Raw genomic sequence first — 15,639 nt, 5'->3', positions numbered from 1 at the left:
GAAGAATGTTTATTTATACTTAACCCCGCATCCATAGGGCTTTGTCTCCCCCGTCGTCACCGGTTTCCCCGCTAACGCCTCGTCCAACGCCGCCCGAACGTAGTTGGCCGCCGTCTTCACATCGGCGGGGTCCGTCGACGGGGTGTCGTCGATGGCGCCTTGATAAATTAAAATTCCTTTCGGATCGACAATGAACATATGCGGGGTCGTTTTTGCTCCATAGAGATGGCCGACCCGCCCCCAGTCGTCTAAAAGAATGGCCGTGGCGAACCCGCCTTTTTCCTTGGCCGTGATTCTCCACTGGGCGGGGCTCATGTTCCCCTGCTTTCCCTCCGCCGAGGAACAAATGGACAACCACTGAACCCCTTTCCCCGTGAACTCCTTTTGAAGGGCCTGCATGTTCCCGGAGTCGTAATGTTTTTTCACAAACGGACACCCGTGGTTGACCCATTCCAAAACCACAAACTGCCCCCGACGTTTCGCCAGCGACTGCATTTTCCCCTGAATGTCCTGCAGGGAAAAGTCCGGAGCCGCCTCCCCCACTTCCACAGCCGAAGCGGAAAGGCCCCCGCCGATGATCAGTCCGGCAAAAACCGCACCAAGTATTCGTCTCATTGTTTTCTCCTATATGACGTGTTTTTCTCTTCGTTCCCTCCCCTTGCCAAGGGGAGGGTCAGGGAGGGGTCGCCTTTTCCTCTATTCTTGAAGTGAATCCAAAGCCTTCAATACAATATCCGGTGTTAAAACCGCGGGCAGAACAACCCTCTCCCCCCGCGCCGAATAAAGAACATAGAGCGGCACCCCGTTTCGCCCGAATTGTTCCAAAGCTCGGGTGATATCGGGGTCTCGGTTTGTCCAGTCCGCCACGAGGACGGCGACGTTCCGTTTCCGAAAGGCTTCCCGAACTTTCGAGGAGGACAGGGTGGTCCGCTCATTCACCTGGCAGGTGATGCACCAAGCCGCCGTGAAATCCACGAAGACCGGCCGTCCCTCCGCCAAAAGAGAGTCCACCTTGGCTTGGGAATATCGGTGGTCGTCCGGCCTCTCCGTGGCCGGCCCGCCCAACGCCCACAACCCGAGCGCGGAGAGAACAGCGACCGCCACGCCGACCCGCCGCACCCGGATTCTTTTAACGTCGGAACGCGCTCGTTCCGCCACCGGCCCCGCGAGCCAGGCCCCAACGGAAATGCCCAGAAAGATGAGGAGCAATACGGAAACCATCTCCGTTCCCCGTTGCAGGCCCAGCACCCACACCATCCAAAGGCTGGTGCCAAAAAAGAGGAAGGCCATGCCCTGCTTAAGGGTCAGCATCCAGGCGCCGGGTTTGGGGATCCATCGCAACCCCACTGGAAAGAAGGACAACAACACGTAGGGGAACGCCAGGCCAAATCCTAAGGAACAGAAAATGATCAAAGAGGACAGGGCCGATTGGGTCAGCGCATACCCCAACGCCGGCCCCATGAACGGCGCCGTGCAAGGCGTCGCCACCAAAACCGCCAAGACCCCGCTCAAAAAAGCGTTCCGAGACGATTTCCCCCCCAAGAACCCGCCCAACCCCACCAACGAGGTCCCAATTTCAAAAACGCCCAGCAGGTTGAGCCCCAGCGCGAAAAACAGCGCCCCCAAGAACCCCACGAACACCGGCGATTGGAGCTGAAATCCCCACCCCAGTTTTTCCCCGCCCGCCCGAAGAACGATCAAAAGTCCCGCCAAAACCAAAAAGGAAAGCAAAACCCCCGCCCCATAAAGGAGCCCATGTTTACGCAACGTTTCCCGCGGTGTTTCCAAAAAGCCCAGGAACTTGATGGAGAGAACCGGCAAAACGCAGGGCATCAGGTTCAGCAAAAGCCCCCCCAGAAAGGCCAACAGAAGAGCGAACCCCAGGGAAAGGGGCGGATCTCTGGAAGCGGAAGGCGCCGTTTCGCTTCCCGCGGGAAGCCGCGCCCGGGCTTCGGCGAAGAACGACGCCATCTCGGCCGTGGGGGGCGATGGCTGTGAGGAAACCGGAACGGTCAGTGAAACGTCGGCCTTTCCAGGCACGCAGACATCTTTGCATTCCAGCCACGTCACCTGAGCCGAGAGAATCGCTTTTTCCCCCGCCAACGAAGACGGCGGGGTTAGTTGGACCAACAGGGAAACCGTATCTTCATAGCCGAAGTTAACCAACGGCGGCGTTTCAATCCGTTTGGGCACCGGCCATTGAATCTCCCCCGCCGCAAACCCGTCCGGGAGACGCCAACGAATTTTGGTGGGAAGTCCCGAATCCCCCGGATCTTTAGAGTAAGTGTGCCACCCCGGCGCCATGGTGAGGCGAACCGCCACCCAAAACGGCGTTCCCGGCGAAACCGCCGCCGGCTCGGAAAAAAGTTCCGCCCGAACATGGGCCTCCCCCGCGCGAACTCCGCCACACGCCGCCGAGAGGGCGAGAAGAAAAGCGATAAAACGACCGTATCTGTTTATTGGAGTCCCGCCTCGATAAAGAAGTTCAGGAGCGCCCGCCAAGACCGCCGGTCGGCGGCCGCGTTGTAGGCCATGCCGGTGGCGGGATCATCCCCCGCCTCTTTGACGGTGAAACTGTGAACCGCGCCGCCATACGTGTTCATTTCCCAATCCACCCCCGCCTTTTTCATTTCTTCTTGAAAAGCGGCAATGCCTCCCGCCGTCCATTCGTCGTCTCCCCCATGAAGAACCAGCACCTTGGCCTTAACCGTGTTCGCTTGAGCTGGCAAAGGTGTGGTCAGGTTTCCGTGGAAGCTGGCCACGCCTTTCAGGTCGGCCCCCGACCGCGCCAATTCCAACACCGTCGTCCCGCCGAAACAATAGCCAATGGCCGCCACCCGTTTGGGGTCGACCCTGGGTTGCTTTAAAAGGACGTTCAACCCCGCGAGCGCCCGCCGTCTCATGAGTTGTCGATCCCCAAAATAGATTCCCGACAGTTTGGCCGCCTCTTCATGGTCCTTGGCGAACACCCCCTTCCCATACATATCCAAAGCGAACGCCACATACCCCGCCTCCGCCAGTTGTCGCGCGCGCCCACGGGCGTATTCCCGTGCCCTTTCCACTCGTGGGCCACCAGAACCCCAGGCCTTGGCCCCACGCTGGCGTCGTCATAGGCCAAAACCCGAGCAGCACCGTTTTCCCATCTTTATATTCAATTTCCTTGGTGACCACCGCCGCCTTTCCCACGCCCGAGTAACACATCAATCCCAACAAAAAAAGAATCCGTTTCATATAAACCTCCAATGCCGGGGATTTCGGTTGAGAGAAATGCCTCAAGGAAGCGTATCCAACATTAAAATAGTCCACCCGTTAGTTTCAATGATCCCCGTGATCGCAAATGTTTTCCGAAGCCATGGAGAGTTCGGTGTCGGAAACGATGAACTTGCTTCTCGACCGCAAAAACCCAATCAACTCTTTGGCCGTCATTTCGGACGCCGAACAGGTATGAAACCGCGCCTCCGCCCCAAAGCGAGTCTGGATGGCGGCCTCCAGCTGTTCTTCGGTAAAGGGCCGGTTCGCCTCCACCATCATCCGCATGACATCGTGCCCGTGAATCGATTCACCCATGCATCCTCCGATCACCGAAATACTGAAATCCATTTATCTTCGCGCAAACGTATTTTCTAAAACCGATACCCCACGGATATCCGGTGACTGGCGTCCAAGTCACCCTGGGTCACAAGGGCATAATCCACGTCCAACCCCTCGAAACGGAATCCCATCCCGCCGCTGACGCCGTCAGACCCGCCGCGCTCTTGTGTGTTGTAACCCACCCGGAGCGCCAGGCCCATCCTTTCGCCCACCGAAATCTTGTATTCCGTTCCCAAACCGATGTAGGTGTCGTCGCCCTTTGGCGCGACCACATCCGCGCCCACCAACCAGTTCTTCAAGATCGAAATCCCGGTCCCCAGGCGAAAAGCCATGGGAAGGTCCACCGAATCTTTGTCGTAGGTCAACTTTCCGCCCACGTTGACGATGGTAGCGGACAGGCGGACCTTTTCCTTAAAATACCACGGGGTCAAAACCCCCGCGTCGCCGGCGAAGGTGGTGGCGGAGTCCACCAGGGTCGATCGAATGAATTTCCCCGTGGCGCCCAGCTGATATCCCCCCACGTTTCGCCCATACCCCACCAACACGGCCACATCGTTCGGATCGGTGGTGCCCGTCTTGTTGCCCACCGAATCCACGTTGTCCACCGATCCCGCCGAATAATACTGCAACCCCACCCCGATTCCGCCGGCCCCCAGTCTCTGCCCATACCCCCCGAAGTCATAAAAACTATCCTCAATGGTCTTGGCGTGCATGAGGGTGGCGGACCGATCTTTGAGCCCCCCCAAGGCGGCCGGGTTCCAGTAAAGCGCCGTGGCGTCGTCGACCAAGGCGGAAAAACCTTCCCCCATGGCCATCCCCCGCGCCCCGGCCCCCATCCGCAAAAATTCCGCCCCCACCTCGCCGGCGTTTCCGCCCGCCCTGACCACCGACACCGCTAAAACGAACAAACCCGCCCCCACCCATATTTTTCCGTTGATTTTTTTCATATCGCGTCTCCCCTGAACCGAAAATTCAAAAACGCCTTTGCCGCCCGGTTAATCCGTTAAAGACTAAGATCGAACCGCCCGGCGCAATAACCGGTAGGCGAAAAGGATTAAAAAGGCCCCTACCACAGCGGCGATAAACCCCTGAAGGCCGCCCGCTCGAAACCAATGAAGGCGATGCCCCAGGTAAGTGGCCACCCAGGACCCGCCGATCCCGATCAGCATGGTCAAGATTAACCCTCCCGGATCTTTGCCGGGCATGACGACCTTGGCGACTAATCCCGCCAAAAATCCGAGGACCACGGTTCCCACAATTCCTAAAGCTCCCAAGGAATTCAAAAATCCACGAACCGAATTTAAATCAACGTCCACCATCGTTTAATCCTCCTGTGAGCTTCGTCCTATTATATCCCATTTACGTCAAATCCTGAGGACCCCTCGGGTGCCCCGGCGTTTCACGGGTTCGGACCGCGAGACGTTGAAAAAACTTCCGCGAGAGCCTCCGTGATCTGGGCCATGCGGCGGTAGTCCAGCGTGTCGGGTTGGTCGGTGGGTTCATGGTAATGGGGGTTACGGAAAAAGGAGGTGTCGGAGAGCATGACGGCGCGGAATCCCTGGTCCCAAAAGCTCAATTGATCCGAGAGGGCACGCCCGAAAAGGGCGCGGGCAAGGTCAGGGTTTCCAGGGGAAAGGTCGACGCCGCCCGCCATTTCCGCCGGATCTTCGCGACCACGCCCCGGCTGGACACGTTCCCCACCAGGGCGACGAAATTCCCTTGCTCAGGATACCAGCGGGAGATCAAGGGAGGGTAGAACTGCGAACCCGGCCGGTCGCTGAAATAACCCAGCATCTCCAAACTCATCATGGCGTCCACGGGGACCCCCTCCTCCTTCAAAGCCCGGGCGTAGTGAACGCTCCCCATGTTTCGGGTTCCAAAGGACGGAGGCTCCTCGGTGGAAAAGGCGACCAAACGGATTTCAGCGGCAACGGAGCGGGATTTCAGCAACCTGGCCAGTTCCAGCAATACCGCCACCCCGCTGGCGTTGTCGTCGGCGCCCGGAGTGTCGGGCGCGGTGTCGTAGTGGGCGCCGATAACCCAAATCGGCGCATTGTTCGGGTGTGCCGGTAAAAGCCGCGCCTCCACGTTGTCCGCCGTGCCTTTTGACCCAAGGCTTGGCATCCGATAGGGAATCAATTTCGTGGGCAATCCCAAGGAGGTGAACCGATCCCGCACATAATCGCGCGCGGCGGCGATGCGGTCGCGCTGGTATACGGCCCGCTCCCCGATTCGATCGGCCAGATGAAAGACATGGGACTGGAGCCGGCGTTCCAAATCGGACACAGGGTCCGGAGGGCCCATGGATTTCGCCCGCAAGGCGGCTTTTCTTTTTTGGGGATCCACCATGATCCGCGGGGGCCCCGCCAGAGCCCCGAGGATCAAACCGAACACCGTTAATGTCGTTAAAACGCGCCAAAGGCTGACCCGGCCCAAGGGTCGGGAGACCCTCGGCGCGGCCGCCCTCTTCCATGTCCACAGCCCCAGGATCGCCGCGGCCAATCCCCCGAGAAGGCGGAAAAGTGTCGCGGTACCCAACGCCATACGCGCCGTCAACATCCACGTCAGAAGCATCCCCATGGCCGAAAGGATCGGGGCCCGCCGTCGACCCAACCATAACAGAAGAAGCGCCACGGAAAAAAGAAGGTCCAGAACCCAAAGGGCCAGGCCCGCCTTTCCCAAGGCCACGTAGCTCCCGACGAGGAGACTCGATAGGACCACCGCCCCGAAAACCGCGGAAGCACCTCTGGAAAACGGGATTTTTCGCTCCATGGGCCCAGGGATAAGGGAACTTTTTTCCTCCGTCATGGGAACCTGGCCGGCGACGCCATTTTACAACTGCTCCTTAATCGGAAGGATCGACAAAAATCCGGCAAAAAACCGCGTCCAAAACCCGGCATAGGGGTCCTTTTTAAATTCAATCTTTTTTCCGTCTTTCTCCCCCTTCCAAACAAGATCTTTCGTCGGGGTGAATTCCAAGGCCCAACTGTTCACCGGGCGGAGGTCGTCCTCCAGGCTTTGCGCCACCTGTTCACTGAGTTCCGGGCTGTGGACCAAAAGGCCCACCTCGGTGTTCAAGTTTTCGGATCGAGGATCGATGTTGTACGTTCCGACAAAAACATCTTTACGATCAAACACCGCCACCTTGGCGTGGAGGCTGTGCCGGGCCTTGGGGAAGGCCGAATGGCGGGGACTGTTTTCGGCATCCGGCCGAATTTCGTATAGTTCCACCCCTTGCCCGATCAACTTCTCCCGCATCCCTTTGTAATGCGCCACCACCGGAAGGGCGTCCGTGGACATCATGGAATTGGTCAGGATTCGAACGCGAACCCCGGCTCGAACCAATTCCCCCATGCCTCTAACCGCACCCGTCGACAAAATCAAATAAGGGGAACAGAGCAAAACCTCGTTTTTTGATGCTCCTCCGATTTCAGAAACCCGCGCGGCCACGGCCGATCGGGTTTTCCCAGCTTCCTCAGGTTCCCAGGATTTTCCCGGAGTATCCCCCACCACCTCGGCCTTGGCCCAGACGAACTGGGAGCGGAGCGTATCCAATTCCCTTAGGACAGCCTCATGGCTGAAATCGAGAGGATAAGGGAACTTCTTAAATTCCGTGGTGAAATATTTCTTAATTCGCCCCAGCATTTTGTCGTATTGCTTCTGGGTGGGCGCCTTAACGCCCAACACCTCCATGGGCACCGACCAGGAAGAATTCCAGAACTCATCGAATTTGCCCGACGCCTCCCCCACGGCCGGCCCCACCGCCAACAAATCCATATCGCGGAAATTTGATTTTCCATGGAGGCCGAAATAGTCGTCCGCGATATTCCGGCCGCCCACAATGGCCGCCTGGTTGTCCACCGCAAAGAGTTTGTTGTGCATCCGTCGGGTCATCCGGCCGATGTGCAGTGCCATGGAAATGGATCGGGACACATTCCCTGTAAATCGGTGCCCCAACGGGTTGAATACCCGAATTTGGATGAGGGGATGCTTGTTCAGCGCGCCCAGCCCCATGTCTTTGCCGTGGCTGGTGACGTCGTCCAGAAGAATCCGAACCCGGACGCCGCGGTCGGCGGCCTTAATCAATCGATCCATCAGAATGATTCCCGCCGCATCCCCGCCCCAAATAAAATATTGTGCGTCGATGGTCTTTTCCGCTGTATCGGCCAACGCCAACCGAGCCAGAAAGGCGTCCTGGGCTTTGTCCAAGAGAAAAAAGCCGGACAGCCCAGGATGGGCGTTTAGGGAAGGTTGTAAGGTGGATTTAAGAACGGTGACTTCATCCTGGCGGATGGCTCTAGAACGTTCCGCCGTAAAGTTTTTCGGAAGCCCGGCGCAACCGGCCAGCCAAACACCACTTCCCAATGCAAATATTTTTTTGTTCAAGGGAAAACTAGGTCTTTTTGTTCTGTGGAGCCAGCGGGGTGAACCATTTGTCCGCGGGAACCAATTTCGGTTGCTCCGGGTCCCCTTCGTAGGCGGGGGTCATGATTTGGACGTTGTTTTCATTGAAGAGATCTAAAATATTTTGGTGCAGGGTGTGGGTCAACGCCAAGCGAAGGGCGGGGGTGGAACAATAGGCGTTGATTTCATAGGTCACGCAAAAGTCCCCCAGGGTTTTTTGCAGAACAAAGGGTTTCGGTTCGGAAAGGAACCCCGGGGTTCGCGTGGCGGCTTCCAAGAGCATGGCTTCCACTTGGCGCCAAGGAGTTTCGTAGCCGATGCCAACGGTGGTGTGGATGATTAAGCCGCGTTCTTTAGCGTAGGTGCTGTAATTAATGACGGGAGAATTAACGATGGCGGAATTGGGGATCACGGCCACTTCGTTTTTAACGGTCCGTAACCGCGTGACCAGCGTCTGGATTTCCAAAACTTCCCCGCGGAAGTTGTCCACCTCGATCCAGTCCCCCACGCGAAAGGCGCGCCGGTAAATGGCCGAATACCCGGCGATAAGGTTGGCCGCGAAGGAGGAAGACCCCAAGGAGATGATGATTCCGAGGAAGACGGAAACCCCTTTGAACGCCGCGGAATTTGAACCTGGGATGTGGGGGTAGGCGATCATGACCGCCAAAGCGATGATCGCCACCCGGACGATGCGGAAGGTGGGGATGGCCCAGTCCGGGTCGAATCCCGTGAGCTTGATCGTTCCCGTGCGGATGCCCGCAAAAAAGAGTCCCAGGGTCCGGAGGACCGCGTAACAAAGGAGTCCGATCACCAAGGTCGCCATCAGGCCGGGCAATCCGGCAAGAAACGAAAGGCCCAGCATTTTAAGCGGATTTAAAATCAACCCCAAAAGCCCGTCGGCCAAGGGTTTGGTCCATGGGAAAAGCCGAAGGATGAAGCCCAAGTGGAAATAAACCAAAAGGGCCACCACAACCACATGGAAAACCGTCATCACACCCTGAAGTCCATCCCACAGGAGTCCCGCTTGGAGCAAATCGAACGATTTGGTCTGGATCTTTGAAATTTGGGGTTTCAGTATTCGTTCAATGAGCGCTCTCAGCCTGTGATAAAGCCGCGTCCATCCCAGGAGAAGAAGAAATAATAGAGCGGCTCCCGCCCCTGCCAAACCCGCGTCCTTCAACAGGGCCACGGCGGTCCGCGCTTGGCGGTAATCCAAGACGGCCTTCCCGATTAAATGTTGAACCAACTCCGCATACCCCGCGTGGTTCAAACCGGGTATTCCAGAATCCACATCGAAGACTCGCATTAACAACTGGTCCCCGGCCATGACGACCGCAAAGTCGGGCTGGGTGATCACTTTAAGGGTGTCGGTCGACCGGGTGGGGTCGCCCGCAAAAAGTGCGAGGCGATCTGAAATTTCTGACGCGCGTTTTTCCGCGGGATAATTCGGGGCTCCGGTCACACGGAAAAGAGTTTGCCCGTCCAGGTCCACCTCCGCATGGGACGCGGACTCGTCTCTCCCCCCATCCATAGCGATCGGGTCCACAGACGCGGCATCTCCCCACCCCTGAACCCATCCAAGGCCCAATAACAACGATAGTAAAAAGATTCGTCTCATTTCATGATTATGCCTTCTTCGGTTCTTTTTGTCCATTTCCACCCCCCACAGAAACTTTGACTTAAACAAAATACTGCAACTGACGTTTCTCCCTCTCCCGCTCGCGGGAGAGGGGCGGGGAGAGGGTGGGGTTTTTCGACGAGCGACCAGCAGAAGACCTGAGCAGTTACAAAATACTATACTCTCGTTCGAGACCTGATCCAGCAGAGGGTTCGGAGAACAGCCAATGGGGACCGGAATTAAACAAACATCGGACGAGCTGGCGTTGCAACGGACGGATCTGGCGGTGGAACGGACGTTCATGGCCGCCAACCGCACCATGATGGCGTGGATCCGCACGGGTCTGTCGTTGATTAGTTTTGGGTTCACCATTTATAAATTTCTCCAGTCGGCCGTAATTGGAAACGCGCCGGGGCCGCGTCGGTTCGGGCTCACGCTGATCGCACTGGGCACGTCGGCCATCCTATTGGGCTCGATCGAGTATTTGGGGACCGTTAATCGCCTGAACCGACAGACAACCATCCCCTTCAAAAAATTCAATTTTACATCGGCGGTAGGGTTTGTGGTGGGCCTATTGGGAATCTTGATGTTTTTGACCATTTTGACCCGCACCGAGATCTTTTAGTCGTAGAGGTGACAAAACCGATTTACCCAGGGAGCCATGCCATGACCCAAAATGATGACAAACGACACCGATCCCATTTGCCGATGCCGAACACGGAGCATCCGAAATTCATCGCCTACGACGCCAAGGATCCAGACAGCAAGTTCCCCCCCCATTCCCCAACTGCGTCCGCCCAAGGGCGCGCCCAACGTTTTGATCGTTCTTTTGGACGACGCCGGGTTTGGGTCCGCCAGCGCCTTCGGCGGGCCATGCCAAACCCCCAACGCCGAGAAACTGGCGGCCGCTGGGCTCAAGTTAAATCGATTCCACACGACCGCTCTCTGTTCGCCCACCCGGCAAGCCCTGTTGACGGGCCGCAATCACCATTCCTCCGGCATGGGGGGCATCACCGAGATCGCCACCGGCGCGCCGGGATACTGTTCCGTCCTACCCAATTCCATGGCGCCCCTGGCAAAAACGCTTAAACTGAACGGCTACAACACGGCTCAGTTCGGTAAATGCCACGAAGTTCCCGTCTGGCAAACCAGCCCCGCGGGTCCCTTTGACGCCTGGCCCACCGGAGGCGGTGGTTTCGAATAATTTTATGGGTTCATCGGCGGTGAAGCCAACCAATGGTATCCAACCCTGTACGAAGGCACCACGTCGGTGGAACCCAAGAAGACGCCGGAAGAGGGATACCATTTCATGGCGGACATGACGGACAAGGCCATGAACTGGGTCAGCCAGCAAAAGGCGCTGGCGCCGGACAAACCGTTCTTTGTTTATTTCGCCCCCGGGGCCACCCACGCGCCCCATCACGTGCCCAAGGAGTGGGCGGATAAGTACAAGGGCAAATTCAATCAAGGCTGGGACAAATTAAGGGAAGAGACCCTCGCTCGTCAAAAGAAACTGGGAGTCGTTCCCCAGGACTGTCCGCTGACCGCGCCCAACAAGGAGCTTCCCGCGTGGAAAGATACGCCGGAGGCCTTTCGGCCCTTCCTGGCCCGCCAAATGGAGGTTTATGCCGGGTTCATGGGATACACGGACCATCACGTGGGCCGCCTCTTGGACGGGATCAAAAAGCTCGGTATCCTCGACGACACCTTGGTGTACTACATCATTGGAGATAACGGCGCTTCAGCCGAAGGCGGCGTGAACGGATGCTTCAATGAGATGAGTTATTTTAACGGACTCCAGTCCTTTGAAACGCCCGAGTATCTCGACGCCCGAATCGAAAAGCTGGGCGGACCCGAATCCTACAATCATTACTCTTCCGCCTGGGCCCATGCGATGAACGCTCCCTACCAATGGACCAAACAAGTGGCCTCCCATTGGGGCGGCACGCGCAACGGCACCATTGTTCACTGGCCCAAAGGGATTCAGGCGAAAGGCGAGATCCGTTCCCAGTTTTTTCATGTGATCGACGTGGCCCCGACCATTCTGGAAGCGGCGGGAATCCCTCAACCGGTTTCCGTGGACGGCATCCAGCAGGACCCCATCGAGGGCACCAGCATGCTCTATTCGTTTAACGACGCCAAAGCGCCCGAACAACACGAAACCCAATACTTCGAGATGTTCGGCAACCGGGGAATTTACCACAAGGGATGGACCGCCGTAACCAAACACCGCACGCCCTGGGCGCCCTTGAACGCCCCCGTACCAGCCTTCGACAACGACGTCTGGGAATTGTACGAGCCCGGCGACTGGAGCCAGTCGAACGACGTCTCCAAAAAGAATCCCCAAAAACTGCTCGAGCTACAGCGCCTCTGGCTCATCGAAGCGACGCGCTACAAGGTGCTCCCACTGGATGATCGCATGATGGAAAAAATGAACCCGGACACGGCCGGTCGGCCGGTCCTGGTGAAAGGGAAAACCCAACTTCTCTTCGGCGGCATGGGCCGCTTGAGCGAGAACTGCGTGTTGAACCTTAAAAACAAATCCCATTCCATCACCGCCGAAATCGTCGTACCGGAGAACGGCGCGGAGGGCGTTATCGTCTCTCAGGGGGCCAACATCGGGGGCTGGAGCCTCTACGCCAAAAACGGAAAACTCAAATACTGCTACAACTGGGGCGGTTTAAAACATTTCTTCGTGGAAGGGACCACCCCGCTTCCCGTAGGTCCGCACCAGGTCCGCCTGGAGTTCGCCTACGCCGGAGGCGGCATGGGCAAGGGCGGAAAGGTCGCGTTGTTTACAGACGGGAAGAAAGTCGGTGAAGGAGAAATCGGCGCCACCTTGGCCGTTGTGTTTTCGGCCGACGACGGCTGTGATGTGGGGGAAGATTCCGGCGCTCCGGTGTCCCCGGATTACAAAGCGGGCGACAACCGATTCAACGGCACGGTGAAAGGCATCCAACTAGCCATCTCCGACGCCGCAGAAAACGCGGAGCACCAAATCAAACCCGAAGACGCGATCCGCCTCGCCATGGCGAGACAATGAGATTTCCTGTCAAAGCCATGATAAGGGTTTTATCTTTTTGATATGTTTCAGAATGCGGGGTGCTTGAGGAAGGTCAAAATTTCCTCGGAGGAAGGCGGATAAACAGCCACCTTGTTAATCATTAAACTAATCAGGAGCATGAAAACACAGTAAGTCAACTGCTCCGCCAACCCAACGGCGTCAACGGGGCCCCGAAGAACAAAAACCGTCAAAAGGGCGGCGGAAACGGTTAAAGAAGCCGAAAGGGTCCTGGCGCGCGATGCGTATATCGCGGTGGCAAAGGGAGTCAGAGCCAACACCAACCACATAGGGCGAAAGGCTTCGCCTAAATAATAAACCAAAACGGAATTAAAGATGACATTTGTGATAATTCTGAGTTGAACCACGATCCCCCGAATTTTTAAAGAAGACTGACGGGCGATCAGACGTGGAAATACGAAGTTGAACAAAGCCCCCAAAGTCAAAAGCCCCAGGCAAAGATAAAGCTTTCCCCCCCGCAAACGGTTCACGAGGATTCCAGTCATACCCATTAATATAGCCAAGGGAGTGGCGAAGATTCCCACCAGGGAAACCAGATCCTTCCGGTGAAACGAATCTTTTTTGTTTATAGTCGCCACGACATTGTCCACGGTTGCGCCTCCGCCGAAACGAATTCAAACGCACGTTCTGCCGACTGCATTCGAATTCTAACCCTAAATCCAAAATTGTCAAGAGAAAAAAAGCGGCCTCCCGAAAAATCCTCGGGAGGCCGCCCCCTTCAACACCTGAAGGAACGGAATTTATTTCGCTTTGGGATTCAGGGGGTTCCCATCGAGTTTCTCCGATATCATCGTAATGGCTTTCTGGGCGCGCACGCTGTTGCCGGCGGCGTCCAGCGGAGGCGAAAAAGCCGCGATGCCGAACTTGCCGGGAGACACGGCGATGATTCCGCCGCCCACGCCGCTTTTTGCCGGAAGTCCTGTCATGAAGAGCCATTTGCCTGAATCGTCGTACAAGCCGGCCGTCGCCATGACCGCCAGGATCTTCGCCACGTGTTTTTGGTCGATGACCTGCTTTTTAGTGACGGGGTTTTTACCGCCGTTCGCAAGGGTGGCCGCCATCATGGCCAAGTCCTTCGCGTTCACGTTGATGGAACATTGGCGGGTGTAGAGGTCCGTGGCCTGAGCGGGGTTGTCTTTGATTTGCCCGTAGGCGTACATCAACATCCCGATGGCCTGGTTGCGTTGGTTGGTGTCGGACTCGGATTTGTAAACTTCCGCGTTGACTTCCAGAGGACGACCGGCGCAGTCGCTATGCATGCCGAGGATCTTGGCCCACACCTCGTCCGCCGTTTTCCCTTTCACCAGGCTCGTGGTGGCAATGGCTCCCGGATTGACCAAAGCGTTCATTTCCTTCCCCCGGTATTGTTCCACCGCCACGATGGAATTGAACACCTGCCCCGTGGCGTCCACGCCGACTCCATTGAGAACCACGTCGTCACCGGATTCTTGCATGACCTCGGCCATGGTGAACACCTTGCTGATGGACTGGATGGAGAACAATTGGTCAACGTCCCCCACGGTGGAAACCTGCCCATCCACGGTCACCAAGCCGATCCCAAAGAAGTTGGAATCGACTTTGGCGAGGGCCGGGATGTAGTCGGCGTTTTTCCCTTCTTTCAGCCCCTTATACGTGTCGTGGGCGGCCTTGAGCGCTTTATCGGCATCGGCCTTGCTGACGGCCTGGACCGGGGAGATCATGGCGGCCATGAGTGCCGCCAGAAGACCCATTCGTAACATGGAATTGTTTAGCATCGATTTGTTCCTCCTTGGGAAATTAATTCTGGGAATTCTTTGAACTGAATTTGTAGTTGGCAGAGAACTGGACCCGTTGGTCTTGGCCCGCTTTCCCGTTGGCGTCTTCCCGTCGACCATAAAGGTATTCAAGCCCGTAAAACACGTTTTGGGTCGGATAATGGATCAGGTTGGCCGAAGCGTAGTCGCCGCGGGCATAGGTCCCTGGATCCTGGAAGTCCGTGTTTTCCACATCGTTGAAACTGTAACCGACAGAACTGCTCCAACGGTCGCTCCATTTGATGTCGTAATAGGCCGACACGCCAATCAAAGGCACCGCTTTGGCCGATATGGAGGTGGTGGTGGAACCCTGTGGGGCGAGGTCCATGCCGCCGTCGTTCATATAGCTCGCAATCCCCGCGCCATAAACAACGCCCACTCGGAGCGCATCGCCTTCGCGGGCCTTTAAGACAGACGTCAGATCTAAACCCCAGCCGGTTTTATGGCCTTTGGGGGAACTGTCGACGCCGCCCACGGTCTCGTAGCCGAGGTGTCGAACGATTCCGGCCAATTGAACATGACCTTTCTCTCCACCCAAGCGTGCCTGAGCGGTGAGGTCGGGATATTTTTCGTCCCCGCTGACGGCGGAATCCAAAGCGGGGTCGAGTTCCCGCAGGCGTCCGTCGTCGATGTCGTTGGAAGGCTGTTCCAGGGCGACAGCAAATGATTTATCCCCCGCTTTTTTCGTTAAACGGATTTGTGGGTTGCGCAGGAACACCATTCCGGTCGGTCCCCAGTAATCAATGGTGTTGGGGAAAATATCGCCGTCCATAAACAACGAGTTGGTTTGTCCCGCGAGGACGGGTCCCCATTCCCCGTAGGCATGGCGAAGACGAATCGTGGTTTGGCCCGCATCGGCGCCGACGCCGAAGAAGTCAAACTCAAATTTAGTAAACACCGATTCCCCGTTGATGGGAAGGTCGGCCTTAAACCCGATCCGGCTCTGACGGACGCTCAAAATCGCCTGTCCATCGGACCCATACATTCCTTCCGTGGTCGGGATCTTGCTGGGACGAAGCGTGGAGTCCCATTCAGGTTGCACCCGGTTGAAGTCTTGGATGTAGTCCAACTGGGCGAACCCGTATACTTCGAAGGACGGTTCCGCGGCTTTCATGAAACCTGGCATCATGAGGGTCAACCCTAACAACGCC

Annotated in this window: 13 protein-coding genes and 2 pseudogenes; 2 read left to right on the top strand and 13 right to left on the bottom strand. The window is 57.0% G+C overall.

The window, feature by feature from the left end:
• Positions 1–9: 9 nt before the first annotated feature.
• The 10 genes and pseudogenes from IPP35_01770 to IPP35_01725 form a co-directional block, all read right to left on the bottom strand.
• Positions 10–615 (bottom strand): thioredoxin family protein, encoded by a 606-nt coding sequence (locus IPP35_01770; GenBank protein ID MBL0057860.1) that lies wholly within the window; start codon positions 613–615, stop codon positions 10–12.
• An 81-nt stretch (positions 616–696) separates the two neighbouring features.
• Positions 697–2,460: a thioredoxin family protein gene (locus IPP35_01765; protein ID MBL0057859.1), complete on the bottom strand. Its 1,764-nt coding sequence runs from the start codon at positions 2,458–2,460 to the stop codon at positions 697–699.
• A pseudogene (locus IPP35_01760) lies at positions 2,457–3,231 on the bottom strand (dienelactone hydrolase family protein). Before IPP35_01760 ends, IPP35_01765 begins: the two are co-directional and overlap by 4 nt.
• Positions 3,232–3,315: 84 nt before the next feature.
• Positions 3,316–3,567 (bottom strand): YecH family protein, encoded by a 252-nt coding sequence (locus tag IPP35_01755; GenBank protein ID MBL0057858.1) that lies wholly within the window; start codon positions 3,565–3,567, stop codon positions 3,316–3,318.
• 56 nt (positions 3,568–3,623) lie between these two features.
• Positions 3,624–4,538: a PorV/PorQ family protein gene (locus IPP35_01750; GenBank protein ID MBL0057857.1), complete on the bottom strand. Its 915-nt coding sequence runs from the start codon at positions 4,536–4,538 to the stop codon at positions 3,624–3,626.
• A 63-nt stretch (positions 4,539–4,601) separates the two neighbouring features.
• Entirely contained in the window at positions 4,602–4,910 is a 309-nt protein-coding gene (locus IPP35_01745) for a GlsB/YeaQ/YmgE family stress response membrane protein (protein MBL0057856.1), read from the bottom strand.
• Positions 4,911–4,990: 80 nt separating this feature from the next.
• Positions 4,991–5,167, bottom strand: coding sequence for a hypothetical protein (locus IPP35_01740; GenBank protein ID MBL0057855.1), 177 nt, complete (start codon positions 5,165–5,167; stop codon positions 4,991–4,993).
• Complete coding sequence (locus tag IPP35_01735; protein MBL0057854.1) at positions 5,164–6,399, bottom strand: M28 family peptidase; 1,236 nt, start codon at positions 6,397–6,399, stop codon at positions 5,164–5,166. The genes IPP35_01740 and IPP35_01735 overlap by 4 nt, the downstream gene beginning before the upstream one ends.
• Before the next feature lie 24 nt (positions 6,400–6,423).
• On the bottom strand, positions 6,424–7,977 hold the full coding sequence (locus IPP35_01730; protein MBL0057853.1) for a phospholipase D family protein: 1,554 nt from the start codon (positions 7,975–7,977) through the stop codon (positions 6,424–6,426).
• A 7-nt stretch (positions 7,978–7,984) separates the two neighbouring features.
• A complete protein-coding gene (locus tag IPP35_01725) occupies positions 7,985–9,613 on the bottom strand; it encodes a mechanosensitive ion channel family protein (GenBank protein ID MBL0057852.1) in 1,629 nt (542 codons plus the stop codon).
• 226 nt (positions 9,614–9,839) lie between these two features.
• Here IPP35_01725 and IPP35_01720 point away from each other — a divergent pair, with 226 nt between their 5' ends.
• Positions 9,840–10,238, top strand: coding sequence for a DUF202 domain-containing protein (locus tag IPP35_01720; protein MBL0057851.1), 399 nt, complete (start codon positions 9,840–9,842; stop codon positions 10,236–10,238).
• A gap of 41 nt (positions 10,239–10,279) precedes the next feature.
• A pseudogene (locus IPP35_01715) lies at positions 10,280–12,656 on the top strand (arylsulfatase).
• Positions 12,657–12,703: 47 nt separating this feature from the next.
• Here the strand turns inward: IPP35_01715 and IPP35_01710 are convergent.
• The 3 genes from IPP35_01710 to IPP35_01700 all read right to left on the bottom strand — a co-directional run bounded on the left by IPP35_01710 (position 12,704) and on the right by IPP35_01700 (position 15,602).
• Positions 12,704–13,285, bottom strand: coding sequence for a hypothetical protein (locus tag IPP35_01710; GenBank protein MBL0057850.1), 582 nt, complete (start codon positions 13,283–13,285; stop codon positions 12,704–12,706).
• Positions 13,286–13,435: 150 nt separating this feature from the next.
• Positions 13,436–14,449, bottom strand: coding sequence for a glutaminase A (gene glsA / locus IPP35_01705; GenBank protein ID MBL0057849.1), 1,014 nt, complete (start codon positions 14,447–14,449; stop codon positions 13,436–13,438).
• 22 nt (positions 14,450–14,471) lie between these two features.
• Positions 14,472–15,602, bottom strand: coding sequence for a hypothetical protein (locus IPP35_01700; protein ID MBL0057848.1), 1,131 nt, complete (start codon positions 15,600–15,602; stop codon positions 14,472–14,474).
• Positions 15,603–15,639: the final 37 nt, after the last annotated feature.

This window comes from Elusimicrobiota bacterium, from assembly GCA_016721625.1.
Taxonomy (GTDB): Bacteria; Elusimicrobiota; Elusimicrobia; order FEN-1173; family FEN-1173; genus JADKHR01.
This window is presented reverse-complemented; position numbering and strand designations above follow the sequence as displayed.

Bases quoted from the DNA above. Each gene is read 5' to 3' on its own strand.
- IPP35_01770 (MBL0057860.1), bottom strand. From the start codon at position 615: ATGAGACGAATACTTGGTGCGGTTTTTGCCGGACTGATCATCGGCGGG.
- IPP35_01755 (MBL0057858.1), bottom strand. From the start codon at position 3,567: ATGGGTGAATCGATTCACGGGCACGATGTCATGCGGATGATGGTGGAG.
- IPP35_01750 (MBL0057857.1), bottom strand. From the start codon at position 4,538: ATGAAAAAAATCAACGGAAAAATATGGGTGGGGGCGGGTTTGTTCGTT.
- IPP35_01745 (MBL0057856.1), bottom strand. From the start codon at position 4,910: ATGGTGGACGTTGATTTAAATTCGGTTCGTGGATTTTTGAATTCCTTG.
- IPP35_01735 (MBL0057854.1), bottom strand. From the start codon at position 6,399: ATGACGGAGGAAAAAAGTTCCCTTATCCCTGGGCCCATGGAGCGAAAA.
- IPP35_01725 (MBL0057852.1), bottom strand. From the start codon at position 9,613: ATGAGACGAATCTTTTTACTATCGTTGTTATTGGGCCTTGGATGGGTT.
- IPP35_01720 (MBL0057851.1), top strand. From the start codon at position 9,840: ATGGGGACCGGAATTAAACAAACATCGGACGAGCTGGCGTTGCAACGG.
- glsA (MBL0057849.1), bottom strand. From the start codon at position 14,449: ATGCTAAACAATTCCATGTTACGAATGGGTCTTCTGGCGGCACTCATG.
- IPP35_01700 (MBL0057848.1), bottom strand. From the start codon at position 15,602: ATGAAAGCCGCGGAACCGTCCTTCGAAGTATACGGGTTCGCCCAGTTG.